This is a genomic window from Quadrisphaera sp. KR29, from assembly GCF_052644995.1.
Genome location: NZ_JBQXXG010000003.1, coordinates 34,338 through 60,289 on the forward strand (window position 1 = coordinate 34,338; position 25,952 = coordinate 60,289).

24 protein-coding genes are annotated in these 25,952 nt (G+C 77.9%); 21 read left to right on the plus strand and 3 right to left on the minus strand.

All coding sequences use genetic code 11. The features are described 5' to 3' along the window. Positions 1–33: 33 nt before the first annotated feature. The 3 genes from ACUN9U_RS03600 to ACUN9U_RS03610 all read right to left on the minus strand — a co-directional run bounded on the left by ACUN9U_RS03600 (position 34) and on the right by ACUN9U_RS03610 (position 2,567). Entirely contained in the window at positions 34–1,515 is a 1,482-nt protein-coding gene (locus tag ACUN9U_RS03600) for a helix-turn-helix transcriptional regulator (protein ID WP_445483549.1), read from the minus strand. A 70-nt stretch (positions 1,516–1,585) separates the two neighbouring features. Beyond that, on the minus strand, positions 1,586–2,023 hold the full coding sequence (locus ACUN9U_RS03605; RefSeq protein ID WP_445483550.1) for an SAM-dependent methyltransferase: 438 nt from the start codon (positions 2,021–2,023) through the stop codon (positions 1,586–1,588). 73 nt (positions 2,024–2,096) lie between these two features. After that, positions 2,097–2,567, minus strand: coding sequence for a hypothetical protein (locus ACUN9U_RS03610; RefSeq protein WP_445483551.1), 471 nt, complete (start codon positions 2,565–2,567; stop codon positions 2,097–2,099). 202 nt (positions 2,568–2,769) lie between these two features. On the opposite strand from ACUN9U_RS03610, the gene ACUN9U_RS03615 reads away from it, so the two are divergent. The 21 genes from ACUN9U_RS03615 (at position 2,770) to dprA (ending at position 25,916) form a co-directional block, all read left to right on the plus strand. After that, positions 2,770–6,459, plus strand: coding sequence for a chromosome segregation SMC family protein (locus ACUN9U_RS03615; protein WP_445483552.1), 3,690 nt, complete (start codon positions 2,770–2,772; stop codon positions 6,457–6,459). A 31-nt stretch (positions 6,460–6,490) separates the two neighbouring features. After that, entirely contained in the window at positions 6,491–7,702 is a 1,212-nt protein-coding gene (ftsY, locus tag ACUN9U_RS03620; RefSeq protein ID WP_445483553.1) for a signal recognition particle-docking protein FtsY, read from the plus strand. A gap of 249 nt (positions 7,703–7,951) precedes the next feature. Further along, positions 7,952–9,289: an ammonium transporter gene (locus tag ACUN9U_RS03625; protein WP_445483554.1), complete on the plus strand. Its 1,338-nt coding sequence runs from the start codon at positions 7,952–7,954 to the stop codon at positions 9,287–9,289. Further along, positions 9,286–9,624, plus strand: a complete 339-nt coding sequence (locus ACUN9U_RS03630) for a P-II family nitrogen regulator (protein WP_109772549.1) — start codon at positions 9,286–9,288, stop codon at positions 9,622–9,624. The genes ACUN9U_RS03625 and ACUN9U_RS03630 overlap by 4 nt, the downstream gene beginning before the upstream one ends. A 98-nt stretch (positions 9,625–9,722) precedes the next feature. After that, on the plus strand, positions 9,723–12,212 hold the full coding sequence (locus tag ACUN9U_RS03635) for a [protein-PII] uridylyltransferase (protein ID WP_445483555.1): 2,490 nt from the start codon (positions 9,723–9,725) through the stop codon (positions 12,210–12,212). A 57-nt stretch (positions 12,213–12,269) separates the two neighbouring features. After that, a complete protein-coding gene (gene ffh, locus ACUN9U_RS03640; protein WP_445483556.1) occupies positions 12,270–13,877 on the plus strand; it encodes a signal recognition particle protein in 1,608 nt (535 codons plus the stop codon). A 24-nt stretch (positions 13,878–13,901) separates the two neighbouring features. Then, the gene (locus tag ACUN9U_RS03645; RefSeq protein ID WP_445483558.1) at positions 13,902–15,002 is read left to right on the plus strand and encodes an amidohydrolase family protein; all 1,101 of its coding nucleotides are present in this window, start codon (positions 13,902–13,904) and stop codon (positions 15,000–15,002) included. Positions 15,003–15,052: 50 nt separating this feature from the next. Then, on the plus strand, positions 15,053–15,946 hold the full coding sequence (locus ACUN9U_RS03650) for an ABC transporter substrate-binding protein (protein WP_445483559.1): 894 nt from the start codon (positions 15,053–15,055) through the stop codon (positions 15,944–15,946). Next, positions 15,943–16,815 carry an amino acid ABC transporter permease gene (locus tag ACUN9U_RS03655; protein WP_445483560.1) on the plus strand — a complete coding sequence of 291 codons (873 nt, stop codon included), beginning with the start codon at positions 15,943–15,945 and terminating at the stop codon, positions 16,813–16,815. Before ACUN9U_RS03650 ends, ACUN9U_RS03655 begins: the two co-directional genes overlap by 4 nt. Next, a complete protein-coding gene (locus ACUN9U_RS03660; protein WP_445483561.1) occupies positions 16,812–17,564 on the plus strand; it encodes an amino acid ABC transporter ATP-binding protein in 753 nt (250 codons plus the stop codon). Before ACUN9U_RS03655 ends, ACUN9U_RS03660 begins: the two co-directional genes overlap by 4 nt. A gap of 185 nt (positions 17,565–17,749) precedes the next feature. Next, positions 17,750–18,229 (plus strand): 30S ribosomal protein S16, encoded by a 480-nt coding sequence (gene rpsP, locus ACUN9U_RS03665; RefSeq protein WP_445483562.1) that lies wholly within the window; start codon positions 17,750–17,752, stop codon positions 18,227–18,229. A 23-nt stretch (positions 18,230–18,252) separates the two neighbouring features. Further along, on the plus strand, positions 18,253–18,507 hold the full coding sequence (locus ACUN9U_RS03670; protein ID WP_109772711.1) for an RNA-binding protein: 255 nt from the start codon (positions 18,253–18,255) through the stop codon (positions 18,505–18,507). A 17-nt stretch (positions 18,508–18,524) separates the two neighbouring features. Next, positions 18,525–19,055 (plus strand): ribosome maturation factor RimM, encoded by a 531-nt coding sequence (gene rimM, locus ACUN9U_RS03675; RefSeq protein WP_445483563.1) that lies wholly within the window; start codon positions 18,525–18,527, stop codon positions 19,053–19,055. A gap of 16 nt (positions 19,056–19,071) precedes the next feature. Further along, the gene (gene trmD / locus ACUN9U_RS03680) at positions 19,072–19,890 is read left to right on the plus strand and encodes a tRNA (guanosine(37)-N1)-methyltransferase TrmD (RefSeq protein ID WP_445483564.1); all 819 of its coding nucleotides are present in this window, start codon (positions 19,072–19,074) and stop codon (positions 19,888–19,890) included. 232 nt (positions 19,891–20,122) lie between these two features. Further along, on the plus strand, positions 20,123–20,479 hold the full coding sequence (gene rplS, locus ACUN9U_RS03685; RefSeq protein WP_445483732.1) for a 50S ribosomal protein L19: 357 nt from the start codon (positions 20,123–20,125) through the stop codon (positions 20,477–20,479). Between the two features lie 176 nt (positions 20,480–20,655). After that, positions 20,656–21,411, plus strand: a complete 756-nt coding sequence (gene lepB, locus ACUN9U_RS03690; RefSeq protein ID WP_445483565.1) for a signal peptidase I — start codon at positions 20,656–20,658, stop codon at positions 21,409–21,411. Then, on the plus strand, positions 21,404–22,204 hold the full coding sequence (locus ACUN9U_RS03695; RefSeq protein ID WP_445483566.1) for a ribonuclease HII: 801 nt from the start codon (positions 21,404–21,406) through the stop codon (positions 22,202–22,204). Before lepB ends, ACUN9U_RS03695 begins: the two co-directional genes overlap by 8 nt. 9 nt (positions 22,205–22,213) lie before the next feature. Next, on the plus strand, positions 22,214–22,537 hold the full coding sequence (locus tag ACUN9U_RS03700; RefSeq protein WP_139713415.1) for a DUF2469 domain-containing protein: 324 nt from the start codon (positions 22,214–22,216) through the stop codon (positions 22,535–22,537). 132 nt (positions 22,538–22,669) lie between these two features. After that, positions 22,670–23,086 carry a YraN family protein gene (locus ACUN9U_RS03705; RefSeq protein ID WP_445483567.1) on the plus strand — a complete coding sequence of 139 codons (417 nt, stop codon included), beginning with the start codon at positions 22,670–22,672 and terminating at the stop codon, positions 23,084–23,086. Further along, positions 23,083–24,642 (plus strand): YifB family Mg chelatase-like AAA ATPase, encoded by a 1,560-nt coding sequence (locus ACUN9U_RS03710; RefSeq protein WP_445483568.1) that lies wholly within the window; start codon positions 23,083–23,085, stop codon positions 24,640–24,642. The genes ACUN9U_RS03705 and ACUN9U_RS03710 overlap by 4 nt, the downstream gene beginning before the upstream one ends. Continuing rightward, positions 24,639–25,916, plus strand: coding sequence for a DNA-processing protein DprA (dprA, locus tag ACUN9U_RS03715; protein WP_445483569.1), 1,278 nt, complete (start codon positions 24,639–24,641; stop codon positions 25,914–25,916). Before ACUN9U_RS03710 ends, dprA begins: the two co-directional genes overlap by 4 nt. Positions 25,917–25,952 lie beyond the last annotated feature (36 nt).

Consider the following 25,952-nt stretch of genomic DNA (forward strand, 5'->3'; position numbering starts at 1 on the left):
CCGGCTGCTGCCAGAGCGCATCGGTGCCAGCACCTAGCCCCTGGCCTGCTGCTCCTCGCCGTGCGCCAGCCACAGCCGCGCCGCCACGACGCGGCGGTTCGCGCCGTCAGCGGGGTCCAGGCAGAGGCGGGTGAACACCGACCGCAGGTGGGCCTCCACCGTGCGCGGCGAGATCCCGAGCTCCGCGGCGATGCCGGCGTTGCTGGCGCCCGAGGCGAGCACCTCCAGCACCTGCCGCTCGCGCGGCGTCAGCTCGTCCCAGCCGCGGGGCGCGGGAGGGGACGCCAGCGCCGGGGCGGGCGGTGCCTCGACCGGTGCTTCGACCGGTGCCCCGACCGGGGCAGTGCCGGGGCCCGGCCCCCGGACGTGGTGGGGCGGGGGGACGACGTCGGCGGGCGCGGCGCGGGAGGAGGTCTCCTCCAGGAGCGCGGCCGCCCACCCGGAGGTCCTCCGCCAGGCCTCGAGGCCGCCGGCCGCCAGGAGCGCCACCGCACCGACGAGCACGAGCAGCGGAGCGCCGTCGAGGAGCGCTGCGAGCAGCACGCCCACGGCGAGGACGGCGAGCACCACGACCGCGCCGGCGGCGCACCGGGCCGCCAGGAGCGCCGCGCCGGGCCGGCCGCCGGCGGCGGCCACCACCCCCGCGCAGCCCGCCCAGACCCCGGCCGCCAGCACCACGAGGAAGCCCGTGCTGCCCACCGAGGGGTCGACCCCACCGGGGGCGCGCGCCACCGCGAGCAGCAGGCAGACGGCCACCACGAGCAGCGGGGTCGACGCGCCCAGGGACAGCAGCAGGACCCGCGCGCGCTCCGCCCCGCGCCGCCGCACCCCGGTGGTCGCCAGCAGCGCGGGTGCGGCGAGCAGGGCCGCCGCGAGCACGACCGAGGCGGCGTCCAGGGCAGCGCCACCGGTGACCGCCCACGCGGCAGGAGCCGCGGGCGGCAGCCCCTCGAAGGGCTCCACGGGGCGCTGCAGCGCGGCGGTGGCCGCGGTGGTCGCAGCGCCCGCGGTGAGCAGGACGGCCACGACGGCCCCGGGCGCACGGCCCCCGGCGCCGCCGGGGGGCGCAGCGCGCACCGCCGCCAGCGCGGCGGCGGCCGTCACCACCAGCGGCGGCAGCCAGGCCGCACCCCACAGGGACGCCAGCGCAGACGCGGCACCCGGCACCGCGACCCCGGCGGCGGAGGCAGCGGCCGCTGCGCCCAGCAGCGCGTAGAGCAGCAGGCCGGCACCGGCCGCGGTGACCAGGGCCGCAGGCCCGCGTCCGGACGGTGCCTCGCCCGGGGGGTCCGCCAGCCACCGCCCGCTGCGCGCCAGCAGCGCGAGCCCGGACAGCGCCAGGGCGCCGAGCCCCGCCGGGTGGACGGGGAACGCTGTGGACCCCGCCCGCCAGGCCGCGACCGCCAGCGCGGCGGCGGGCGCGGCGGCGCCCAACCCGACGAGCAGCGGGACCGCGCCGGCCGGTGCTGCCCGGGCCGGTGCGGCACCGGGCGGGTGGGTCGTCGCCGTGGCCACGCGTCGATGGTGCCCGCGGGCGGCACGGCTGGCCAGGCCCTCGCCCTGACCGGCGGGGCACGGGCGCTCCTCACCCGGGCAGCACCCGCAGCGGCGGGTCCTGGCCCTCCACGCTGACGAAGACGCGGCCCTGCGGCACCAGGGCCGCGCGGACGGCGGACAGGGCGCGCTGCTGCAGCTCGGGGTGACGACCGTCCAGGGCGCCCACGCGCACCGCGAAGGCCAGGTCGTACGGCGGCTCGTCCGGCAGGAGGGCGAAGTCCTCGACGGCGGCGCAGCGGACGTCGAGGACCTGCTGGAGCCCCCAGGCGACCGCAGCCGCCCGCGCGGCCGCGACCGCCGTGGGCGAGCGGTCGACACCGAGCACGGACCCGCCCGGCTGGACGCGCCGGGCGACCTCGCGCGCCGCCGCCCCGGGCCCCGGGCCGACCTCCAGCACCCGCAGCCCGGGACGCAGCGGCAGCGCCTCCACCACGGCGCGCAGCCGTGGGGAGAGCGCGTCCGTCACGCCCGCGGACCGCGCCCGCCGACCGGCCACCCGTGCTCCGCTGCGCTGCGCGCCCCAACCCTGCGAGACCTGCTCAGCGGTCGTCGGCGGCCACCAGCGCCCGGCCCTGCGCCGCGCCCGCGGACCCGGAGCGGGCGGCGAGCCAGCGCTCGCGCAGGCGCTCGACCACCGGCGCGCCGTGGTGCAGGTCGACGTGCCGCAGCACGTGGCACGTGCGGGCGGTCCGCAGCACCACGGACCCCGTCGGGCCGTGACGCGTCCACTCCACGGCCGTCACCTCGGCCAGCGCGAGGTCCGCGCAGCGCGCCGGCGCCGGGCCGACCGGCTCGGCGGCGATGACGGCGCGGGTCGCGGTCACCGCCAGCACCGCGCGCGCGTCGCCGACGGCGCCCAGCAGGAGCTCGTGCACCGGCTCACCGGGAGGCAGGTGCCCGTCGAGGATCCGGTGCAGCGTCCGCCCCGTCACCCACAGGTGCTCGCGGTCGCGCACGTCCATCAGCTCCGGGTGCTCCTGCGCGGCGCGCCGGTCCAGGGTCCAGCTCATCGTCCCCGCCTCCCGAGGTGGTTCCACGACGGGCCCGGGGCGCTCCCGGTCCCACTGGCGATCGTGCTCCTGCGCGGTGGCGACCACCAGCCCCGCAGGGGCCCGCGCGGCTGGGAAGCGGCTGGAAGTCCCCTCGGAGCGCCCCGGCCCGGCGCCCCGCGAACCCGCCTCGGGCGTCGGACCCGCCCGCTAGCGTCGGGGGGTGCACCTCAAGACGCTGAGCCTGAAGGGCTTCAAGTCCTTCGCCTCCGCGACCACGCTGCACCTCGAGCCGGGGATCACCTGCGTCGTCGGCCCCAACGGCTCGGGCAAGTCCAACGTCGTCGACGCCCTGGCGTGGGTGATGGGCGAGCAGGGCGCGCGGTCGCTGCGCGGCGCGTCCATGCAGGACGTCATCTTCGCCGGCACCGCCGCCACCCCCACCAGCCCGGGCAGGCCGCCCCTGGGCCGCGCGGAGGTCTCCCTCACCATCGACAACGCCGACGGCGCGCTGCCCTTCGCCGCGCCCGAGGTCACGATCACCCGGACGATGTTCCGCTCCGGCGGCAGCGAGTACGCCATCAACGGCACCCCGGCCCGCCTCCTGGACGTCACCGAGCTCCTCTCCGACACCGGGATCGGCCGCGAGATGCACGTCATCGTCGGCCAGGGCCAGCTCGACGCCGTCCTGCACGCCACCCCCGAGGAGCGCCGCGGCTTCATCGAGGAGGCCGCCGGGGTGCTCAAGCACCGCAAGCGCAAGGAGCGGGCCCTGCGCAAGCTCGACGCGATGCAGGCCGGGCTGGTGCGCCTCACCGACCTGGCCTCCGAGGTCCGCCGCCAGCTGGGACCGCTGGCCCGCCAGGCCGACGCCGCCCGGCGGGCCCAGGCGGTGCAGGCGGAGGTGCGCGAGGCCCGCGCGCGCCTGCTCGCCCACGACCTCGCCCAGGCGCAGGCGGCGCTGGAGGCAGACCTGGCCGACGAGGCGGCGGCCACGGCGCTGCGCCAGGAGCTGGAGGGGCGCCTGGGCGCGGTCCGCGCCGCCCTGGCGGCCGCCGAGGCCTCCGAGCGGGCCGCTGCCGCGCGCCTGGCCCCGGCCGAGCGGGCCTGCCACGCCCTGGTGGCCCAGCGGGAGGGGCTGCGCGGCACCGCGGCGCTGGCCGCCGAGCGCGAGCGCACGCTGGCCGCCGCTGCGGCCGCCGCAGCCAGCCCGGCGGGCCGGGACCCCGACGAGCTGGACGCCGCGGCCGAGCGCGCCCGCGAGTCCGAGCAGGTTCTGGCGGCCCAGGTGGCCGCCGCCCGCGAGGCGCTGGCGCGCGCCGCCGCGGCCGCGCGCGCCGCCGAGGCCGAGCAGGGCGCCCACGAGCGCTCGGTCGCGGCCGCCGCCCGCGCCGCCGCCGACCGCCGCGAGCAGCGCGCCCGCCTGGAGGCCCGGTCCGCGGCGGCGCGGGGGGCCCTGGACGCCGCGGCCGCCGAGGCCGCGCGCGCGCAGGCGCAGCTGGAGGCGGCCCGCGGGCGCGAGGCGGAGGCCGCCGCCGCGCTCGCCCAGGTCACCGGTCCCTCCACCGCCCACCACGACGACGACGGCAGCGGCCCTGACGGCCCGGGCTCCGGCCTCGAGGACGCGGCCACCGCCGCCGCGGGCTCCCTGGCCGACGCCGAGCACCGGCTGTCCGCAGCGCGCGCCGCCGAGCGGGCCGCTGAGCGCGACAGGGCGGGCGCCGCCGCACGCCTGGAGGCCCTCGAGCTCGGCCTGGCCGACCGGCGCGACGGCGCCGGAGCGCTCCTCGCCGCCGGCGCCCGCCTGCCGGGCGTCCTGGGCGCGGTGGCCGGGCAGCTGCACGTCGAGCCCGGCTCGGAGGACGTCGTCACCGCGGCCCTCGGCGACCTCGCCGAGGCGGTGGTCGTGGAGTCGCTGGAGGCCGCCGTGGACGCGCTGCGGCTCCTGCGCCACGAGGCCGCGGGCCGCGCCGACCTGCTCGTGCTGCCCGGCGCCCGGGCCGGGCGCGCGCCCGCCGCCGGGGGCCGCCGCGCGGCGCGCGCCGCCGAGGCCGCCGCCGGTGGCGGGGGCGCGGGGGGCGCCGGTGCTGGCGCCGCGGCGGAGCTGCGCGCCCTGCTGGCCGGCCTGGACGGGATGGAGGGGGCGCGCCCGGTGGCCGCGCTGGTCAGCGCCGACGGCGAGCTGGGCCGCGCCGTCACCCAGCTGCTCGCCGCGCACGTCGCGGTGCCCGGCCTCGGCCAGGCGCGGGCCCTCGTGGCAGCCCGCCCCGACCTGGTCGCGGTCACGGAGGCCGGCGACGTGCTGCGCGCGGGGTCCGCCCGGGGCGGTGGAGCAGCCGGCACGAGCCGCGTGCACGTCCAGGCCGCCGCCGACGCCGCGCGCGAGGCCCTCGACGCCGCGCAGGCCGCCAGCGCCGCCGCAGCCGCCGAGCTGCGCGCGGCCACCGAGCTGGCCGCCGCCGCCCGCGAGCGCCGCGACGCGGCCCTGGCCGAGCTGGCCGCGCGGGACGCCGCCGCCGCCCGCGAGGCGCGCCGCACCGGGGAGCTGACGGCCGCCGCCCGCGCCGCCACCGCCGACGCCGGGCGAGCGGCGCAGCAGCACGAGCGCGCCCGCGCCGCCGTCGGCGTCGCCCAGCGCGAGGCCGACGCGCTCGCGGCGCAGCTGGCCGCCGACCAGCAGGCCCCGGCGCCTGCCGGGCCGGGGGAGCCGGGGGACGACCGGGACGCCGGCGCGCGCAGCGCCGCGCTGGGCGCCGCCGCCGTGGCGGCCCGCGGCGCCGAGGTCGAGGCGAGGCTCGCGCTGCGCACCGCCGAGGAGCGCGAGCGCGCCAGCAGCGGGCGCGCCGAGGGCCTGGCCAGGGCCGCCCGCCAGGAGCGCGCCGTCCGCGAGCGCGCCGCCGAGCAGGCCGCGCGCCACCGCGCGGGCCGCTCCGTGGCCGCCGCCGTGCTCGCGGGCGCGCAGTCCTCCCTGGAGGTGCTGGAGCGGGTGCTCGCCGAGGCGGGCCGGGCGCGCGAGGAGGCCGCGGCGCAGCGCGGGTCCGCCGCGGCGGCCGTCGCCGAGGGGCGCGCCGCCGCGGAGGCGCTGGCGGCCGAGCTGGCGGCCCTGACCGACGCCGCGCACCGCGAGGAGGTGGCCCGCGTGGAGCAGCGCGCCGTGCTGGACGCGCTGCGAGCGCGGGCGTCGGACGAGCTCGGGCTCGCCGTGGAGGCGCTCCTGGCCGAGCACGCCCCCGCGGAGGGCTTCGACAGGGCCGAGCAGGAGGGCCGGCTGGCCAGGGCCGAGAAGGCCCTCGCCCGCCTGGGGCGGGTGAACCCGCTGGCGCTGGAGGAGTACGCGGCCCTGGAGGAGCGCTCGGCCTTCCTCACCTCCCAGCTGGAGGACCTGCGCACCACCCGCGCGGACCTGCTGGAGATCGTGCGGACGGTCGACGAGCGAGTGCAGCAGGCCTTCGCGGAGGCCTTCGCGGACACCGCCGCAGCCTTCGAGCGGGTCTTCGAGCGCCTCTTCCCCGGCGGTGAGGGGCGCCTGGTGCTGACCGACCCCTCCGACCTGCTCGCCACCGGCGTGGAGGTGGAGGCGCGTCCGGCCGGCAAGCGCGTCAAGCGGCTCAGCCTGCTCTCCGGCGGGGAGCGCTCGCTGACGGCGGTGGCCCTGCTGGTGGCGATCTTCACCGCGCGCCCGAGCCCGTTCTACGTCCTCGACGAGGTCGAGGCGGCGCTCGACGACGCCAACCTGCGGCGGCTGCTGGTGGTGCTGGAGGAGCTGCGCGCCTCCAGCCAGCTCATCGTCATCACCCACCAGGAGCGCACGATGGAGGTCGCCGACGCCCTCTACGGCGTGACGATGCGCGCGGACGGGGTGACGGCCGTGGTGGGCCAGCGGCTGCGGGAGCGGGCCAGCACCTCGTCCTGAGGCGGCGCTGCAGGTCTGCGAGGCTGGGGCCGTGGAGACGCTCGACCTCATCATCGGCGCCGTCGTCCTGGTCGCCCTGCTCGGCGCGGGGCTCGTCGTGGGGCTGGTGCGCCGCGGGCGCGACGCCGCGAGCCGCACCCTGGGTCGCCGCCCCGGCCAGGCCCCGGAGCGCGAGGGCGAGGGGCACCTGCCGGGCGTCGGCGACGACGCCGAGGTGCCGCGCGACAGCGCCACCCGCACCATCGACACCCTCCCGGCGCCCGACCTCCAGCTGCCCGAGGAGGAGACCGCGCCCGCGCTGGAGCGCCCGGAGCCCGCCGCGGGCCGCCTGGTGCGCCTGCGCGAGCGCCTGGCCCGCTCCAACACCGCCCTGGGCCGCGGCCTGCTCGCGCTGCTCAGCCGCGACACCATCGACGAGGCCACCTGGGAGGAGGTCGAGGACACGCTCCTCATGGCCGACCTCGGCGTGGGCCCGGCCACCGAGCTGGTCGACCGCCTCCGCGTGCGCGTGCGCACCCTGGGCGAGCGCGACCCGCAGCGCGTGCGCGCCATGCTGCGCGAGGAGCTCCTCGCCGTCGTCGACCCGAGCATGGACAGGTCCCTGCGCACCTCCCGCCCCGCCGAGGCGCCCGGCCACCCGGCCGTGGTCATGGTGGTCGGGGTCAACGGCACCGGGAAGACGACGACGGTCGGCAAGCTGGCCCGCGTGCTCGTGGCCGAGGACAAGGACGTCGTGCTGGGCGCGGCGGACACCTTCCGCGCCGCCGCCGCCGACCAGCTGGCCACCTGGGGGGAGCGGGTCGGCGTGCCGACGGTGCGCTCCGAGCGCGAGGGCGCCGACCCCGCGTCGGTGGCCTTCGAGGCGGTCCGGGCCGGCACGGAGGCCGAGGCCGACGTCGTCCTGGTCGACACCGCGGGGCGCCTGCAGAACAAGGCGGGGCTCATGGACGAGCTGGGCAAGGTCAAGCGGGTCATCGAGCGCACCACCCCGGTCAGCGAGGTGCTGCTCGTGCTCGACGCGACCACCGGCCAGAACGGGCTCAAGCAGGCAGCGGTGTTCTCCCAGGTCGTCGACGTCACGGGGATCGTCCTGACCAAGCTGGACGGCACCGCCAAGGGCGGCATCGTGGTGGCCGTCCAGCGCGAGCTCGGCGTGCCGGTGAAGCTGGTCGGCCTGGGGGAGGGACCCGACGACCTCGCCCCGTTCGACCCGGAGGCCTTCGTCGACGCGATCGTCGGCTGACGGGCGCCGACGCCCCGACCAGGGCGCCTCACGGGCCTCACCAGCCCCCGCGCAGGGGCCTGAAACACGATGTTCACACCTGCGGCGGCGATGACACGGAGCGGTAACAGCACGGGAACGCGCCCTTGACGGCGACTGGGCACCTTCTTCCCAGCGCCCCCGAGACCGGGGGCCCGCGGCTGCCGGGGCACGGCGCCGCTGGAGGTTCCCCGGCCCGCCACGGGCCGCGCTCTCGCAGGAGGTAAGCCGATGGTCGACACCGGCGCGACCGCCTGGGTCCTGACCAGCGCCGCCCTGGTGCTGCTCATGACCCCCGGTCTGGCGCTCTTCTACGGCGGCATGGTCCGCCCGAAGAGCGTGCTGAACATGATGATGATGAGCTTCGGCGCGCTCGGGCTCATCGGGGTGCTGTGGGTGCTCTACGGCTACTCGATCGCCTTCGGCGACGACGTCGGCCTGGGCCTGCTCGGGAACCCCACGCAGTACCTCGGTCTGCAGGGCCTCATGGAGGACACCACCTCCGAGGAGGGCGGCCTGCCCGCCATGGCCTTCGTGGGCTTCCAGGCCGTCTTCGCGATCCTCACCGTGGCCCTCATCTCCGGCGCCATCGCCGACCGCGTGAAGTTCTCCACCTGGATGGTCTTCGCCGGCGTCTGGGCCACCCTCGTCTACTTCCCCGTGGCGCACTGGGTCTTCGACTTCAGCAACGACGAGACCGGCCACGTCGGCGGCTGGATCGCCAGCGGCATCGAGGCCATCGACTTCGCCGGCGGCACCGCCGTCCACATCAACGCCGGCGTGGCGGGCCTGGTGCTCGCGATCATCATCGGCAAGCGCCGCGGCTTCGGCCGCGAGCCGATGCGCCCCCACAACCTGCCGCTGGTGATGCTCGGCGCCGGTCTGCTGTGGTTCGGCTGGTTCGGCTTCAACGCCGGCTCGGCCCTCGGCGCCAACAACACGGCCGCGGTGGTCTGGGTCAACACGCTCGTCGCCACCAGTGCCGCCGTCTGCGGCTGGCTGGTCACCGAGCGCTTCCGCGACGGTCACGCCACGTCCCTGGGCGCTGCGTCCGGTGCCGTCGCCGGCCTGGTGGCCATCACCCCGGCCTGCTCCGCCCTCAACCCGATCGGCTCGATCGTCGTCGGCGCCATCGCCGGTGTGCTGTGCGCCCTCGCGGTGGGCCTGAAGTACCGGTTCGGCTACGACGACTCCCTCGACGTCGTCGGCGTCCACCTGGTCGGCGGCCTGTGGGGCACCCTGGCGATCGGCCTGTTCGCCACCGAGGCGGCCCCCGCCGGCGCCAGCGGCCTGCTCTTCGGCGGCGGCCTGTCGCTGCTGGGCACCCAGGCCATCGGCGCCTTCGCGGTGCTCGCCTACTCGGCGGTCCTCACGGCGATCATCGGCTTCGCCATCAAGGCCACCCTCGGGTGGCGCATCCCCGAGGAGGACGAGGTCTCCGGCATCGACCAGCACCAGCACGCCGAGTCCGGCTACGACCTGGTCGGCAGCTTCGGCGGCCACGGCCCCGCCGCGGGTGCCGCCGCCGCGTCCACCACCAAGCGCACCACTGAGGGAGCCTCGGCATGAAGCTCGTCACCGCGGTGATCAAGCCGCACAAGCTCGACGACGTCAAGAGCGCGCTGGAGTCCTTCGGCGTGCAGGGCATGACCGTCTCCGAGGCCAGCGGCTACGGTCGCCAGCGGGGCCACACCGAGGTCTACCGCGGTGCCGAGTACACCGTGGACATGGTCCCCAAGGTGCGCCTGGAGGTCCTCGTGGACGACCTGGACGCCACCGGCGTGGTGGAGGCGGTCGTCAAGGCCGCCGCCACCGGACGCATCGGCGACGGCAAGGTGTGGGTCATCCCCGTCGACGACGTGGTGCGGGTGCGCACCGGGGAGCACGGGGCCGACGCCCTCTGACACCCCTCCGGGCGGTGCTCCCGTCGCTGCCGGCGGCGGGAGCACCGCCCGCAGCACTTCCCCGCTGCCGACGAGCAGCACCGACGAGAGGGCGAGCCGTGACCGCAGGAGCCATCCCCCGCAGGGACCTCCGGCGCGAGCGGCTCGCCCTCGCCGTGCGCGCGGGCCTGGACGACCCGGCGCGCGGGCCGGAGCGGCGCGAGCGCCTCGCGGGCCTGGTGGACGCCTGGCTGGAGGACGTGTGGACCGACGCGGTCCTGTCCGACCCCGCGGGCCCGGCGGCCGGTGCCCACGCCACCGCCTCCGGGATCGCCCTGGCCGCGGTGGGCAGCCACGCGCGCCGCGACGCCGGACCCGCCAGCGACCTCGACCTGGTGATCCTCCACGACGGCCGGCAGCTGGCCCCCGACGGCGTCGCCGCCCTGGCCGACCGCGTCTGGTACCCCGTGTGGGACGCCGGGCTGCGGCTGGACCACTCGGTGCGCTCCCCGGCGCAGTGCCGGGAGGTGGCCGCCGCCGACGCCTCGGCCGCGGTGGGCCTGCTCGACCTGCGCCCGCTGGCGGGGGACGCCGCCATGGTGCTGCGCACCCGCGAGGTGCTGCGCGAGGACTGGCGCCGCACCGCCCGCAAGCGCCTGCCGGTGCTGCTGGAGGAGGTCGCGGCCCGCCACCGCCAGCAGGGCGACCTGGCCTACCTGCTCGAGGGCGACCTCAAGGAGGCCCGCGGCGGCCTGCGCGACGTCGTGGTCCTGCGGGCCCTCGTGGCGAGCTGGGTGGCGGACGCCCCGCACGGGCCGCACGGGGCCGTGGACGCCGCCGCGGCCACCCTGCTCGACGTGCGGGACGCGCTGCAGGCCGTCACCGGCCGGGCGGGGGACCGGCTGCTGCTGCCCGAGCAGGACGCCGTCGCGGCGGCCCTGGGCCTGTCCGACGCCGACGAGCTGCTCGCCCGCGTGGCCGGGGCCGCCCGGGCTGTGGCTCACGCCCTGGACCGCACCACGCGCCGCGCCCGGGGCGCCATGACCTCCCGCCGCGGCCTGCGGCGGGCCCGCCCGCGCCTGCGCAGCCTCGGCTCGGACCTCGTCGAGCACGAGGAGGAGCTCTGGCTCGGCGCGCAGGCCCGCCCCCAGACCGACCCCGCGCTGGCCCTGCGCGCAGCGGCCACCGCCGCGCGCGCGGGCATCCCGCTCTCCCCGATCACCGCCGAGCACCTGGCCTCGGGCAGCGCGCCGCTGCCCGACCCCTGGCCGGTGCCGGCGCGCGAGGCGCTCGTGGACCTGCTCGGCACCGGGGAGGCGCAGGTGCCGGTGTGGGAGACCCTCGACCAGGCCGGGCTGGTGGTGCGGTGGTTCCCCGAGTGGGCCGGGGTGCGCAACCGCCCGCAGCGCACCGTCGTGCACCGCCACACCGTGGACAGGCACCTGGTGCAGACCGCGGTGGAGGCCGAGCCGCTGCGCTCGGCGGTCTCCCGTCCCGACCTGCTGCTGCTCACCGCGCTGCTGCACGACCTGGGCAAGACCGGCAGCGGGGAGGACCACTCCGCCCGCGGGGCCCCGGTCGCGGCCGCGGTGGCCCGGCGGGTGGGCCTGCCGGAGGCTGACGCCGGCGTCGTCGGGCGCCTGGTGCTGCACCACCTGACGCTGGTCGACCTGGCCACCCGCCGCGACCCCGACGACCCGCGCACCGTGGCCGAGCTGGTCGACGCCGTCGACGGCCGCGAGGACGTGCTGGACCTGCTGCGGGCGCTCACCGAGGCCGACGCCCGCGCCGCGGGGCCGGCGGCCTGGACCGCCTGGCGCGCCCGCCTGGTCGACGACCTCACCGCCCGGGCCCGGCGGGTGCTGCAGGGGCACGAGCCGCCAGGGCCCGCGCCGCTGACCGAGACCGAGGCCGCGGCGGTGGCCGGGGTCCGGGCCGACGGCCAGCCGCGCATCCGGGTCGACGCCGTGGCCGGGCTGCACGCGGTGCACGTCGTGGCCCCCGACCGCCCCGGGCTGTTCGCCGACCAGGCGGGGCTGCTGGCCAGCCACCGCCTCTCGGTGCGCTCGGCCCTGGTGCGCACCGTCGGCGGCACCGGCACCGGCACCGGCACCGGCACCGGCACCGGCACGGGCGCGGGCGACGAGGGGGTGGGCGCGAGCGCCGGCGTGGCCGTGGACACCTGGTGGGTCGAGGCGCCCGCCGGCCTGCCCGACCCCGGCGTGCTGCTCACCGGGCTGCGGCGCCTGGCGTCGGGGGACGACGCCGTCCTGGAGCCGATGCGCCGGCGCGACGCCGGCTGGCGCCCGGGCAGCTCGGCGGCGGCCACCCGCGCCACCGCGCCCCCCCGGGTGCTCGTGCTGCCCGGTGCCTCCGGGGAGGCCACGGTGGTCGAGGTCCGCGCCCTGGACCGGCCCGGGCTGCTGCACGCCCTGGGCTCGCAGCTGGCGGGGATCGGCGTGGAGATCCACAGCGCGCACGTGGCGACGTACGGGGGCCAGGCCGTCGACGTCCTCTACCTCGGGGAGCCCGACGGCAGCGCGCTGGCGCCGGCGCGCGTGGCCGCCGCGGTCTCCGTGCTGGGCGCGGCCGCCGACGTCGACGACTGATCCGGGCCCGCGGCGGACCGGGCCGGCGCGCCGCCGGCCGCCGGTAGCCTGGAGGGCGTGTTCAGCTCCCTGTCCGACCGGCTCACCGCGACCTTCAAGGGCCTGCGGGGCAAGGGCCGGCTCACCGAGGCCGACGTCGACGCGACGGTGCGGGAGATCCGCCGCGCGCTGCTCGAGGCCGACGTCGCCCTGCCGGTGGTGCGCGCGTTCACGGGGAGCATCCGCGAGCGGGCCCTGTCGGCGGAGGTCTCGCAGGCGCTGAACCCGGCGCAGCAGGTCGTCAAGATCGTCAACGAGGAGCTCGTCGGCGTCCTCGGCGGTCAGACGCGCCGGCTGCGCTTCGCCAAGAACCCCCCGACAGTGATCATGCTCGCGGGCCTGCAGGGCGCCGGCAAGACCACGCTGGCCGGCAAGCTCGGCCGCCACCTCAAGGACACCGGGCACACCCCGCTGCTGGTCGCCTGCGACCTCCAGCGCCCCAACGCCGTCACCCAGCTGCAGGTGGTCGGCCAGCGCGCGGGCGTCGAGGTGTACGCCCCCGAGCCCGGCAACGGCGTCGGCAACCCCGTCGAGGTGGCGCGCCGCGGCGTCGCGCACGCCCGGGAGAAGCAGTACGACGTCGTCGTCGTCGACACCGCCGGCCGCCTCGGCGTCGACGCCGAGATGATGCAGCAGGCCTCGGACATCCGTGAGGCCACGCAGCCCGACGAGGTGCTGTTCGTGGTCGACGCGATGATCGGGCAGGACGCGCTCGCCGTGGCGCAGGCCTTCCAGGAGGGCGTCGACCTCACCGGCGTCGTCCTCACCAAGCTCGACGGCGACGCCCGCGGCGGCGCCGCCCTGTCGGTGGCCACCACCACCGGCCGCCCGGTGCTGTTCGCCTCCACCGGCGAGGGCCTGGCCGACTTCGAGGTCTTCCACCCCGACCGGATGGCCTCGCGCATCCTCGACATGGGTGACGTGCTCACCCTCATCGAGCAGGCCGAGCGCGCCTTCGACGCCAAGGAGAGCGCGGCCCTCGCCAGCCGCTTCGAGGCCGGCGAGGACTTCACCCTCGAGGACTTCCTCACCCAGATGCAGGCCCTCAAGAAGATGGGGCCGCTCAACAAGGTCCTCGGGATGCTGCCCGGCATGGGCGCCATGAAGGACCAGCTCGACGAGCTCGCCAGCGACGGCGCCATGAAGCGCATCGAGGCGATCGTGAGGTCGATGACGCCGCTGGAGCGCCGCAACTCCAAGGTGCTCAACGGCTCCCGGCGCGCCCGCATCGCCCGCGGCTCCGGCACCGAGGTGAGCGAGGTCAACCAGCTCCTCGACAGGTTCGGCGAGGCGCAGAAGGTCATGCGCGCCATGCGCGCCAAGGGCGGCGGCGGCCTGGCCGGGGCGCTCGGCGGCGCCGGCGGCCCGGGCGGCGGGATGGCCGGCCTCGCCGGCGGCAAGAAGTCCCGCGGCCGGATGCAGGCCCCGCCGCCCAGGGGGAAGAAGGCGAAGTCGGGCAACCCCGCCAAGCGCGCCGAGCAGGAGCGCGCCGCCTCCGAGAAGGCCCTCGCCAGCCGCGGCTCGGCGTTCGGGCCCGGTGCCGCGTTCGGCGCGGGAGGCGACGAGCCCCAGCTGCCGCCGGGCTTCGAGCTGCCGCCGGGCTTCGAGAAGCACCTCGGCCGCTGACGGGCCGCTGACGGGCTGCCGGTCGTGCTCCACCTGCGGGGCCCCGTGCTGGCCCGCCTCGACCCGGCGGGGGAGGTGGAGGTCCGCGACCAGGCGTGGGTGCTCGACGGGCGGATCACCTTCGAGCGCCCCGCCTCCACCGACGGCGCCGAGGTGCTCGACGGCTGGGTGCTGCCCGGCCTGGTCGACGCGCACTGCCACGTGGGCCTCGGCCCGGCCGGCCCCGTCGACGCCCAGGCCGCCCGCCGCCAGGCCCTGACCGACAGGGACGCCGGCGCGCTGCTGCTGCGCGACGCCGGCTCCCCGGCGGACACCCGCTGGATGGACGACGACGACGAGGTGCCCCGCGTGCTGCGCGCCGGGCGGCACGTCGCGCGCTCGCGGCGCTACCTGCGCGGGGTCGGCGAGGAGGTCGAGCCGGAGGACCTCGTGGCCGCGGTCAGCGCGCAGGCCCGCGCCGGCGACGGCTGGGTCAAGGTCGTCGGGGACTGGATCGACAGGTCCACGGGCGACCTCGCCCCGTGCTGGCCCGTGGCCGAGCTGACCCGCGCCGTCGCCGCCGTGCACGCCCTCGGCGCCCGCGTGGCCGTCCACACCTTCTCCGAGGAGACGCTCCCGGACCTGCTGGCCGCGGGCGTCGACTGCTGGGAGCACGCCACGGGCCTGGACGGCGAGACCGCCGCCGCCGCGGCGGCGGCCGGCGTGGCCGTCACGCCGACCCTGGTGAACACCGCCAGGTTCCTCGACTTCGCGGCCGCCGGAGCGCCGAAGTTCCCCACCTACGCCGCGCACATGAGGGCGCTGCACGCGCGGCGCCCGCAGGCCGTCCGGGACGCCGTCGACGCCGGCGTGCGGCTGCTCGTGGGCACCGACGCCGGCACGGAGGTGCCCCACGGGCTGGTCGCCGACGAGGTGGCCGCGCTGGTCGAGGCCGGGCTCACGCCCCTGCAGGCGCTCAGCGCCGCCACCTGGGGCTCGCGCTCCTACCTCGGTGCGCCAGCGCTGGAGGAGGGCGCCCCGGCGGACCTGCTCGTGCTGCCCGCCGACCCCCGCGAGGACGTCGGGGTGCTCCGGGCGCCACGCGCGGTGGTGCTGCGAGGACGCGCCGTGTCCCCGGGGCCCTGACCAGGCTCGTCGGTCGTCCGGTCGTGCAGACCTCAACTACTGTCGGGCCCGTGCTGCGCCGACCCGCCCTGCTGCTCACGGCCCTCGCGGGGGCTTCGGCCCTGCTCGTCGCCGGCTGCGCGCCGCAGGAGGAGGCCGGGGGAGCGGCCGGTGCCACCGGCGCCGACAGCTCGGCGACCACCACGGCCAGCTGCTCACCGGCCGACCTGCAGACCCTGACCCCGGGCACGCTCACCGTCGCCACCAGCCAGCCCGCCTACGAGCCGTGGTTCTCCGAGGACGACCCGAGCAACGGCCAGGGCTACGAGTCGGCCGTCGCCTACGCCGTGGCCGGGCAGCTGGGGTACTCCAAGGAGCAGGTCACCTGGACGGTGGCCGACTTCAACGCCGCCATCGCCCCGGGCCCGAAGGACTTCGACGTCGACATCAACCAGTTCTCCATCACCGAGGAGCGCAAGGAGGCCGTCGACTTCTCCACGCCCTACTACGACGTGGCCCAGGCGGTGGTGACCACGGGCACCTCGCCGGCCGCAGGGGTCACCGACCTGGCCGGGCTCAAGGGGCTGCGGCTGGGCGCCCAGGTGGGCACCACGAGCTACACGGCCATCACCGACCAGATCGCCCCCGACGCCGAGCCCGCCGTCTACAACACCAACGACGACGCCGTCGCCGCGCTGCAGAACGGCCAGGTGGACGCCATCGTCGTCGACCTGCCCACGGCCTTCTACATGGCCGCCGCCCAGCTCGACGACGGGAAGGTGGTCGGCCAGCTGCAGACCCCCAGCGGCGGCGCCACCGACACCTTCGGGATGGTGCTCGACAAGGGCTCCCCGCTGACGGCGTGCGTGAGCCGCGCCGTCGACACCCTGCGCGAGGACGGCACGCTGGCCCAGCTGCAGCAGCAGTGGCTCGACGAGGCGGCGCAGGCGCCCGTCCTGCGGTGAGCGCGCCGCCCGACGGCGTCGTCGTCCCGCCGGTCAGCGAGGTCGAGGCCGGGCGCCGCTCCTACCGGAGGTCGCGCGAGCGGCGCTCGACCGGGGTCGCGGTCCTCTCGACGGTGGTCTTCGCCGCCGTGCTCCTCGTGGGGGCCACGAGCGCGCCGGGCTGGGAGCGCACCCGCGAGTCGTTCCTGGACCTCGACGTGGCGCGCCGCTCGTTCCTGCCGGTCCTGTCGGGGTTGTGGCTGAACGTGCGGGTCCTCGTGGTCGCTGCGGTCTGCGTGCTCGTGGTCGGCCTCGTGGTGGCGCTGCTGCGCACGCTGCGCGGCCCGGTGTGGGCGCCCGTGCGCCTGCTCGCGGCCGCCTACACCGACGTCTTCCGCGGGCTCCCGCTCATCGTGCTGCTGTACGTCGTCGGCTTCGGCGTCCCGGGGCTGCGGCTTCAGGGCGTGCCGACCAGCGCGGTGGTCCTGGGGACGATCGCCATCGTCCTCACCTACGGCGCCTACGTCGCCGAGGTCTTCCGCGCCGGCATCGAGTCCGTGCACCCCAGCCAGCGCGCGGCGGCGCGGGCGCTGGGGCTGACGCACCGCCAGACCACGCGGCTCGTCGTCCTGCCGCAGGCGGTGCGCACCGTCACCCCGCCGCTGCTCAACGACCTCGTGGCGCTGCAGAAGGACGTCGGCCTCATCTCCGTGCTGGGCGCCGTCGACGCCGTCCGGCGGGCGCAGATCGCCTCCGCGCAGACGGCGGACTTCACCCCGTACGTCGTGGCCGGCGTGCTGTTCGTCCTGCTCGCCGTGCCCACCGTGCGCCTCGCCGACTGGGCCACGGCGCGGGCCCGCCGGCGCCAGCAGGCGGGGGGCCTGCTGTGAGCGGGCAGCCGGTGCTGCGCGTGCGCGGCCTGGTGAAGTCCTACGGCGGCACCTCCGTGCTGCGGGGGGTCGACCTCGACGTCGACGAGCACCAGGTGGTCACCCTCATCGGCGCCTCCGGCTCGGGCAAGTCGACCCTGCTGCGCTGCGTGGACCTGCTCGAGCAGGTCGACGACGGGCAGGTCTGGCTCGACGGGCAGGACGTCACCGACCCCCGCGTGGACGCCGACGCCGTCCGGCGCCGCATCGGCGTGGTCTTCCAGGCCTACAACCTCTTCCCGCACCTGTCGGTGCTGGACAACGTCACCCTGGCCCCGCGCCGCGTGCACGGGGTCCCGCGCGAGCAGGCCGAGGCCAGCGCCCTGGAGCTGCTGGAGCGCATCGGGCTGGCCTCCCGGGCGCGGGCCTACCCCGACCAGCTCTCCGGCGGTCAGGCCCAGCGCACCGCCATCGTGCGGGCGCTGGCGGTGCAGCCGCGCCTGCTGCTGCTCGACGAGGTCACCTCCGCCCTGGACCCCGAGCTGGTGGGGGAGGTGCTGGCGCTGGTGCGCGAGGTGGCCGCCGGGGGGATGACCATCCTCATGGCCACCCACGAGATGGGCTTCGCGCGCTCGGCCGCCGACGTCGTCTGCTTCCTCGAGGGCGGGGTGCTCCTGGAGCAGGGCCCGCCGGAGCAGGTTCTGGGCGACCCCCGCCACGAGCGGACCCGCGTGTTCCTGCGCCGCGTGGTGGAGGCCGGGCGCCTGTGACCCCGGCCGGGCGGCGCCGGCGGCGGTGAGGAGCACCGCCCGGCCTCCGCTACGATCGAGGGCTGTACTCGGCGGTGTGCGGCCCCTCTCTCCGCGATCCGCTGGTCCTCGGGCCGGAGCGGCCGCGCGACACCCCACGCGCGGCAGCAGGCCCACACCCGCGAACCGAGCAGGAGCACCACCCCGTGGCTGTCAAGATCCGCCTCAAGCGCCTGGGCAAGATCCGCGCCCCGTACTACCGCATCGTCGTCGCCGACTCGCGCACCAAGCGCGACGGTCGTGCGATCGAGGAGATCGGCAAGTACCACCCGACCGAGGAGCCCTCGCTCATCGAGGTCGACCGCGAGCGCGCGCAGTACTGGCTCGGCGTCGGCGCCCAGCCGACCCCCCAGGTCGAGGCCATCCTCAAGATCACCGGTGACTGGCAGACCTTCAAGGGCGAGCCCGGCGCCGAGGGCACCCTGAAGACCAAGGCCCCCAAGGCCCCCGTGGCCGGTGCCGAGGACTTCTCCGCCGACCGGCGCGAGAAGCCCAGGAAGTCCGGCGGGCCCGCCGCGCAGGAGGGCGACGGCGCTGCCGTCCAGCCCGCCGAGGTCGCCAACGCCGAGCAGCCCGACGGCACCGACGAGCCGGCCGAGGCCGGCTCCTCGGGCACCTCGGCCTGAGCACCGGGCAGGAGCAGGCCGTCGTGCTCGCTGACGCGCTCGACCACCTGGTCCGCGGCATCGTCGACAACCCCGACGACGTCCGCGTCACCACCCGCCGCCTGCGCTCCGGCGAGGTCCTCGAGGTGCGCGTGCACCCCGAGGACCTCGGCCGGGTGATCGGCCGCTCGGGCCGCACGGCCAAGGCGCTGCGCACCGTCGTCGGCGCCCTCGCGGGCGACGACGACGTGCGCGTCGACGTCGTCGACGTCGACCGCCCGCGCCGCCGCCCGTCCTGAGCCGGGCCTGAGCAGCGGTGGAGGCGGTCGTCGCCCGCATCGGGCGCCCCCACGGGGTCCGCGGGCAGGTGAGCGTGGAGGTCCGCACCGACTCCCCCGGCGAGCGCTTCGCCGGGGGAGCGGTGTTCACCACCGACCCCGCGTCGGCGGGCCCGCTCGTGCTGGCCTCGGCCAGGGACCACAACGGCGTGCTGCTGCTGTCCTTCGAGGGCGTGGCCGACCGCGACGCCGCCGAGGCGCTGCGCGGGGTGCTCCTGCTGGCCGACGTGCCCGTCACCAGCGAGGAGGAGCCGGACGCCTGGTCGGTGCCGGCCCTGGTGGGCCTGCGCGCGGAGCGCACCGACGGGCGCACCGCCGGTGAGGTCGTCGGCGTCGAGCACGGCCCCGCGCAGGACCTGCTCGTGGTGCGCCAGCCCTCCGGCTCGCTGGCGCGCGTGCCCTTCGTGACGGCGCTGGTGCCCGTCGTCGACGTCGCCGGCGGCCGGGTGGTCCTCGACCCGCCGGGAGGCCTGCTGGAGGGCGACGGCGCCCCGGAGGACGCGCGGTGACGACGGTGGGACGGCCGTGAGGATCGACGTCGTCTCCATCTTCCCCGAGTACCTCTCCCCGCTGGACCTGTCGCTGATCGGCAAGGCCCGCGCCGCGGGGCTGCTCGACCTGCACGTGCACGACCTGCGCGCCTGGACCACCGACCGCCACCGCACCGTCGACGACGCCCCGCTGGGCGGGGGCGCGGGCATGGTCATGCGCCCGGAGCCGTGGGCCGCTGCGCTCGCGGCCGTCCGCGAGGCCGGCCGCAGCTCCCTGGAGGAGCCCGACGCGGTGCCTCACCTGCTCGTGCCCAGCCCGGCGGGAGCGCCCTTCACGCAGGCGATGGCGCACGAGCTGTCGTCCGAGGCGTGGCTGGCCTTCGCCTGCGGCCGCTACGAGGGCATCGACGAGAGGGTCCTGGAGGCCGCTGCGGAGCAGGGTCCGGTGACGCCCGTGAGCCTGGGCGACTACGTGCTCAACGGCGGCGAGGTCGCCGTGCTCGCCGTCGTCGAGGCCGTCGCCCGGCTGCTGCCCGGGGTGCTGGGCAACCCCGAGAGCGTGGTCGAGGAGTCCCACGCCCCCGCCTCCGGCGGGCTGCTCGAGGCGCCCGTCTACACCCGCCCCGCGACGTGGGAGGGCCGCCCGGCGCCCGAGGTGCTCCTGTCCGGCCACCACGCGAAGGTCGCGGCCTGGCGGCGCGAGCAGTCGCTGCGGCGCACCGCGGAGCGCCGTCCGGACCTGCTCGAGCGGCTGGACCCGGCGCAGCTCACCCGCGCCGACCGCGCCGTGCTGGCCGAGCTGGGCTGGGACGGCGACGCCGACGGCGACGGCGGGGTGCACCGCTCCCGCTGAGGACCCCCGGCCGCGCTCCGGTGGCGGTCCGGCGGCGGTCTGGTCGAGGCGGCAGCGCCCCTGTGGCAGAATCGGGGGCCGTGCCGTGACCGGCGCCGCCCCTGCCACGGGGGGCGAGCGGTCGCCGGAGGGGACCGGCACGACGACCCAGACCAGACCACCGGCCCGTCCGCAGACCGCGGCAGGCCTGACGTCGCGCGTGACCTGTGGCACCGCGGGAACGGACACCACCGTGCACACCTTCGACTCCCTCGACGCCGCCTCGCTCCGCAGCGACCTGCCGTCCTTCGGCCCCGGCGACACCGTCAAGGTCAACGTCAAGGTCGTCGAGGGCAGCCGCTCCCGCATCCAGGTCTTCCAGGGCGCGGTCATCCGCCGCTCCGGCGGCGGCGTCCGCGAGACCTTCACCGCCCGCAAGGTCAGCTTCGGCGTGGGCGTGGAGCGCACCTTCCCGCTGCACTCCCCGGCGATCGACTCCATCGAGGTCGTCACCCGCGGTGACGTGCGCCGCGCGAAGCTGTACTACCTGCGCGACCTGCGCGGCAAGGCCGCCAAGATCAAGGAGAAGCGCGACAGCCGTCCGGCCTGAGCCGGGTCGGCCGGGGCGGGCCCGTACCGCGCCCGGCCACGGCGTGAGCGGCAGGAGGCCCGGTCCGAGCACGGACCGGGCCTCCGCTGCGTCCCGGCCCGATCACCCGGGACGCCGACGTAGCCTTCCGAGGTCGCCGGGCGCACCGCCCGAGGCCCCCACCCCGCGGAGGACGAGTGGTTGACCAGCAGGCGCGGCACGAGTCCCCGCCCCCCGACGGGCCCAGCAGGCGCAGCCGCCAGCGCGGCCCGCTGTCCGGAGCCCTCGCCGCGGTGCGCGAGGCCGCCGTCGTCGTGGTGGCGGCCCTGGTGCTGTCCCTGCTCGTCAAGACCTTCCTCGTGCAGGCCTTCTACATCCCCTCGGAGTCGATGGAGGACACGCTCCTGCGCGGGGACCGGGTGCTGGTCAGCCAGCTGACGCCCGGGCCGTTCGACCTGCAGCGCGGCGACGTGGTGGTCTTCGAGGACCCGGGCGGCTGGCTGCAGCCCGTCCCCGAGCCCGACCGCGGACCGGTCGGGAACGCCGTCGTCGACGTCCTGACCTTCGTGGGGGTGCTGCCCTCCAACTCCGGCCAGCACCTCATCAAGCGCGTCATCGGCCTGCCCGGGGACCGGGTCGTGTGCTGCGACGCCCAGGGCCGCACCACCGTCAACGGCGTCGCCCTGCAGGAGGGCTTCCTCAAGCCCGGCTCGGTCTCCAGCGAGGTCGACTTCGACGTGACGGTGCCACCGGACAGCCTGTGGGTGGAGGGCGACAACCGCCAGAACTCCGGGGACTCCCGCTACCACCCCGGCTCACCCGGCGGGGGCGCCGTGCCCGTCGACGACGTGGTCGGGCGCGCCGTGGTGGTGGTCTGGCCCCTGGACAGGCTCGGCTGGCTGGGCCGGCACGCCGACGCGTTCGCCGGCGTCCCCGACGCCGCCGGTGGCTGAGCGGCGGCCCCGCTCGGCGGTCCCCACCCTGCGCCGCGAGCGCGAGCTGCTGCGCTCCGGGCACGCGCTGGTGGCGGGGGTGGACGAGGTCGGGCGCGGGGCGCTGGCCGGGCCGGTGACCGTCGGCGTCGTCGTGGTGGGGCTGACAACCCGCAGCGCACCCGTGGGGCTGCGCGACTCCAAGCTGCTCAGCCCCGCGGCCCGCGAGGCCCTGGTGCCCGCGCTGCGGCGCTGGGCGCCCGCCTGGGCGGTGGGGCACGCCAGCGCGGGCGAGGTCGACGCGCTGGGGATCCTGCGGGCGCTGCGGCTGGCGGGCACCCGGGCGCTGCAGCAGCTGCCCGCCCTTCCCGCGCTGGCCCTGCTGGACGGCGACTACGACTGGCTGGGCCGCCCGGACCTGCCGCCCGCGGACGCGTGCGGGCCGCTGGCCGCTCCGGTGGAGGTGGTGACGCAGGTCAAGGGCGACCTGCGGTGCGCCGCCGTCGCCGCCGCCTCGGTGCTGGCCAAGGTCGAGCGCGACGCCCTCATGACCGGCCTGGACGCCGAGCACCCCGGCTACGGCTGGGCCGGCAACAAGGGCTACAGCGCCCCGGAGCACCTGGCGGCGCTGCGCGAGCTGGGCCCGTGCGCGCAGCACCGCCGCAGCTGGCGGCTGCCGGGGGTGCCTGCGGCGCCGCAGGCCGCCGCGGCCGCGCTGGCCGAGCAGCTGGAGCTGCTCGACGCGCTGGAGCCGGTGCCCGGCGCGGGCGCGGGGACGGGTTGCGCCGAGGAGCTCGGTGCCCGGGGTGCATGATGAGGCGCGATGAGCGCTGAGGACCTCGAGGACTACGAGACCGAGATGGAGCTCGCGCTCTACCGCGAGTACCGCGACGTCGTCGGCCTGTTCTCCTACGTGGTGGAGACCGAGCGCCGCTTCTACCTGGCCAACTCGGTGGACCTGCGCCCGCGCACCACCGACGGCGAGGTCTGGTTCGAGCTGGTGCTCTCCGACGCGTGGGTGTGGGACGTCTACCGGTCCGCGCGGTTCGTCAAGACGGTCCGCGTGGTGACCTTCAAGGACGTCAACGTCGAGGAGCTGTCCAAGAGCGACCTCGAGGTGCCCAAGCCCGAGGGCTTCACCGGCTGAGGCCGTCCGGCGCGGCCGAGCACGCGCCCCGCCCACAGGGCCCTCCGGGCGCGGCGGTGTCCACAGGGGCGCGCGCCGCGGCGGCGCGGGGGGTGCGGGCCCCGGCAGCGTGACCACCCGGAGGTGGTCGCGGTGGCGGGTGGTCGTGGGACGGCCGGCGGGGTGCGCGCGGGCGGGGTCGGTGCGCTGACGCGGCGCGAGGTCGGGCAGCGCGGTGAGCGGCTGGCCGAGGAGCACCTCGTCGCCGCCGGCGCCGAGGTGCTGGACAGGAACTGGCGCTGCCGCTGGGGTGAGCTCGACCTGGTCGTGCGCGAGGGCGACGCGCTCGTCGGCGTGGAGGTGCGCACCCGGCGCACGACCGCCGCGGGCACCCCGCTGGAGTCCGTGACGCCGCTGAAGGTGGCGCGCCTGCGCCGCCTGCTGGGGGCCTGGTGCGCCGAGCACCCCGGCCGCGTCCGCAGCGCAGCGCTGCGCCTGGACGTCGTGGCCGTGCTCCTCGCCCGCGGCGGCGAGGTCCGGGTGCAGCACGTGCGGGGGGTGGGGGCGTGAGCGTCGGCCGCTCCCTGTCGGTCGCCCTGGTCGGCCTGGCCGGACACCTGGTGGAGGTCGAGGCCGACGTGAGCGCCGGCCTGCCCGCCTTCGTCCTCAGCGGGCTGCCCGACGCGGCGCTCAACGAGTCGCGGGACCGCGTGCGCGCCGCCCTGCGCAACGCGGGGCTCGCCGTGGCCGACCGCCGGGTGGTGGTCAACCTCTCCCCGGCGTCACTGCCCAAGCAGGGCGCCTCCTTCGACGTCGCGGTCGCCGCGGCGCTCGTCGCCGCGCAGGGGGGCCTGCAGCCCGCCTCCGCGGCCAGCTGCCTGCACCTGGGCGAGCTGGGGCTGGACGGGTGGGTGCGCCCGGTCCGCGGGGTGCTGCCCGCGGTGCTCGCGGCCCGCGCCCAGGGGATTGGGCGCGCCGTCGTGCCCGCCGCCAACGCCGCGGAGGCCGCCCTGGTCGCGGGCGTGCAGGTGGTGCCCGTGGAGCACCTGGGCGACGTGGTGCGCGCCCACGGCGGCCGCGCCGTCGCGCCACCGCCGCGCTCCTCGGGCCCGCCGGGGCAGGCCGGGAGCGCGGCCACCGGCGCCTGGCGTGACGCCGGGGACCTGGCCGACGTGGTCGGCCAGGTCGACGCCCTCGACGCCCTGCGCACGGCCGCCGCCGGCGGGCACCACCTGCTGCTGACGGGGCCGCCGGGCGCCGGCAAGTCGATGCTGGCGGCGCGGCTGCCCGGCGTCCTGCCGCCCCTGTCGGAGGCCGACGCCGTGGAGGTCACCGCGGTGCACTCCCTGTCGGGCACCTTCGACGCGTCCCAGGGCCTGCTGCAGCGCCCGCCGTTCGAGGCGCCCCACCACACGGCCTCCCCGGCGGCGGTGCTCGGCGGCGGCTCGGCCGGCCCGGTGCCCGGGGCGGTCTCGCGCGCCCACCGGGGCGTGCTGCTGCTCGACGAGGCTCCCGAGCTCGACCGCCGCGTGCTGGAGGGCCTGCGCCAGCCCCTGGAGGACGGGGAGGTCGTCATCGCCCGCTCGCGGGGCACCGCGCGCTTCCCGGCGCGCTTCCAGCTGGTGTGCACCTCCAACCCGTGCCCGTGCGGGCGCGCCACCGACAAGGGGCTGGCCTGCCGCTGCTCCCCGGCCGAGCAGCGCCGCTACCGCAACCGGCTCTCGGGCCCGCTGCTGGACAGGGTCGACCTGCAGGTCGCGGTCGCCCCGGTCTCGCGCACCGAGCTGGACGCCGTCGAGCGCGGCACCGCACGGGGGACCACCTCCGAGCGGGTGGCCGGCGAGGTGGCCACCGCCCGGGCCGCCGCGGCCGAGCGGCTGCGCGGCACGCCGTGGCGCTGCAACGGAGAGGTGCCCGGACGCCACCTGCGCGGACCGCTGCGCCTGCCGCCGGCGGTGGTGCGCGCGGCGGTGGTGCGCCTCGAGGCCGGCGAGCTCACGCTGCGCGGGCTCGACAGGGTGCTGCGGGCCGCGTGGACCCTGGCCGACCTGGCGGGGCGCACCACCCCCGGTCCCGGCGACGTCGAGCGGGCGCTCTCGTGGCGGCTGCCGTGGGCGCTGGCGTGAGCGCCGCCTGGAGCCCCGGGCCGACCGACGGGCCGGCCGGGGCCGGCGGCTGGCAGGCGCCCCTGCCCCGCCTGGGCCGGGTGCTGCCGCGGTGGGCCGGCGACGAGCGCCTGGCGCTGATGGCCTGGTCCCGCCTGGCCGAGCCGGAGGACCTCGTCGCCAAGGGGTTCGTGGGCCGGCGCGGTGTGCGCCAGGCGCTGGAGCGCCTGGCCTCACCGGCACCCGCCAGCCCCGCCGAGTGCCTGCCGGGGGAGTCCCTGGAGCAGCTGCGCGCCGGGCTGGCCCGCTGGGTGAGCCGCTGGGAGGAGACCGACCCCGAGCGCGACCTCGCCCGGGTGCAGGCCCTGGGCGGTCGCGTGGTGCTCCAGGGGGACCCCGAGTGGCCCGAGGGCCTGGAGCGCCTCAACGGCGGCGAGCCCTTCGCGCTGTGGGTGCGCGGCCCGCTGCACCTGGCCGCCGCCGTCGAGCGCAGCGTGGCGGTGGTCGGCGCCCGCGCCGCGACGGCCTACGGCGAGCGGGTCGCCGCCGGCATCGCCGTGGGCCTGGGGGACGCGGGGGCGACCACCGTCTCCGGCGCCGCCCTCGGCATCGACGGGGCGGCCCACCGCGGCGCGCTCGCGGCGGGAGCGCCCACCGTCGCCGTCCTCGCCTGCGGCGTGGACAGGGCCTACCCGCCCTCCCACCACCGGCTGCTGCGCGCGGTCGCCGAGGAGGGGCTGGTCGTCAGCGAGGCGCCCCCCGGCTCCAGCGCGATGCGGCGCCGCTTCCTGCAGCGCAACCGCCTCATCGCCGCGGCCTCGGGCGCGACGGTGGTGGTCGAGGCGGGCTGGCGCTCGGGGTCGCTGTCCACGGCCGGCCTGGCCGCGGACCTGGGCCGCCCCGTCGGCGCCGTCCCCGGGCCGGTGACCTCCCCCTCCTCGGAGGGCTGCCACCGGCTCCTGCGCACGGGCGCGGAGTGCGTCACCGACGCCGCGGAGGTGCTGCAGCTCATCGACCACATGGCTCCCGACCCGGTGCGCGAGGCGCCCGAGCGACCGCACGACGGCCTGGACGCCCTGCACACCGCCGTCCTGGACGCCCTGCCGGTGCACACCCCGGTGGCCCCGGAGCGGATCGCGGTCACGGCCGGCCTGGCCGCTGAGGACGTCGGACCGGCCCTGCGCCAGCTCGCGCGGCGCCGCCTGGCGTCGCGCTCGGCCGGCGGGTGGCGGCGCGCCCCGCTTGAGCCCACCGGCGGCGCTCACCCACAGTGGGCGGGTGGGGCACGACGGTGAGCAGCTGACCGGCCGAGCAGGCCGCGGTCCCGGGCA

Coding starts and splice junctions, on each gene's coding strand:
- ACUN9U_RS03700 (WP_139713415.1), top strand. CDS start 22,214: ATGAGCGCTGAGGACCTCGAGGACTACGAGACCGAGATGGAGCTCGCG.
- ACUN9U_RS03625 (WP_445483554.1), top strand. CDS start 7,952: ATGGTCGACACCGGCGCGACCGCCTGGGTCCTGACCAGCGCCGCCCTG.
- ACUN9U_RS03630 (WP_109772549.1), top strand. CDS start 9,286: ATGAAGCTCGTCACCGCGGTGATCAAGCCGCACAAGCTCGACGACGTC.
- ACUN9U_RS03610 (WP_445483551.1), bottom strand. CDS start 2,567: ATGAGCTGGACCCTGGACCGGCGCGCCGCGCAGGAGCACCCGGAGCTG.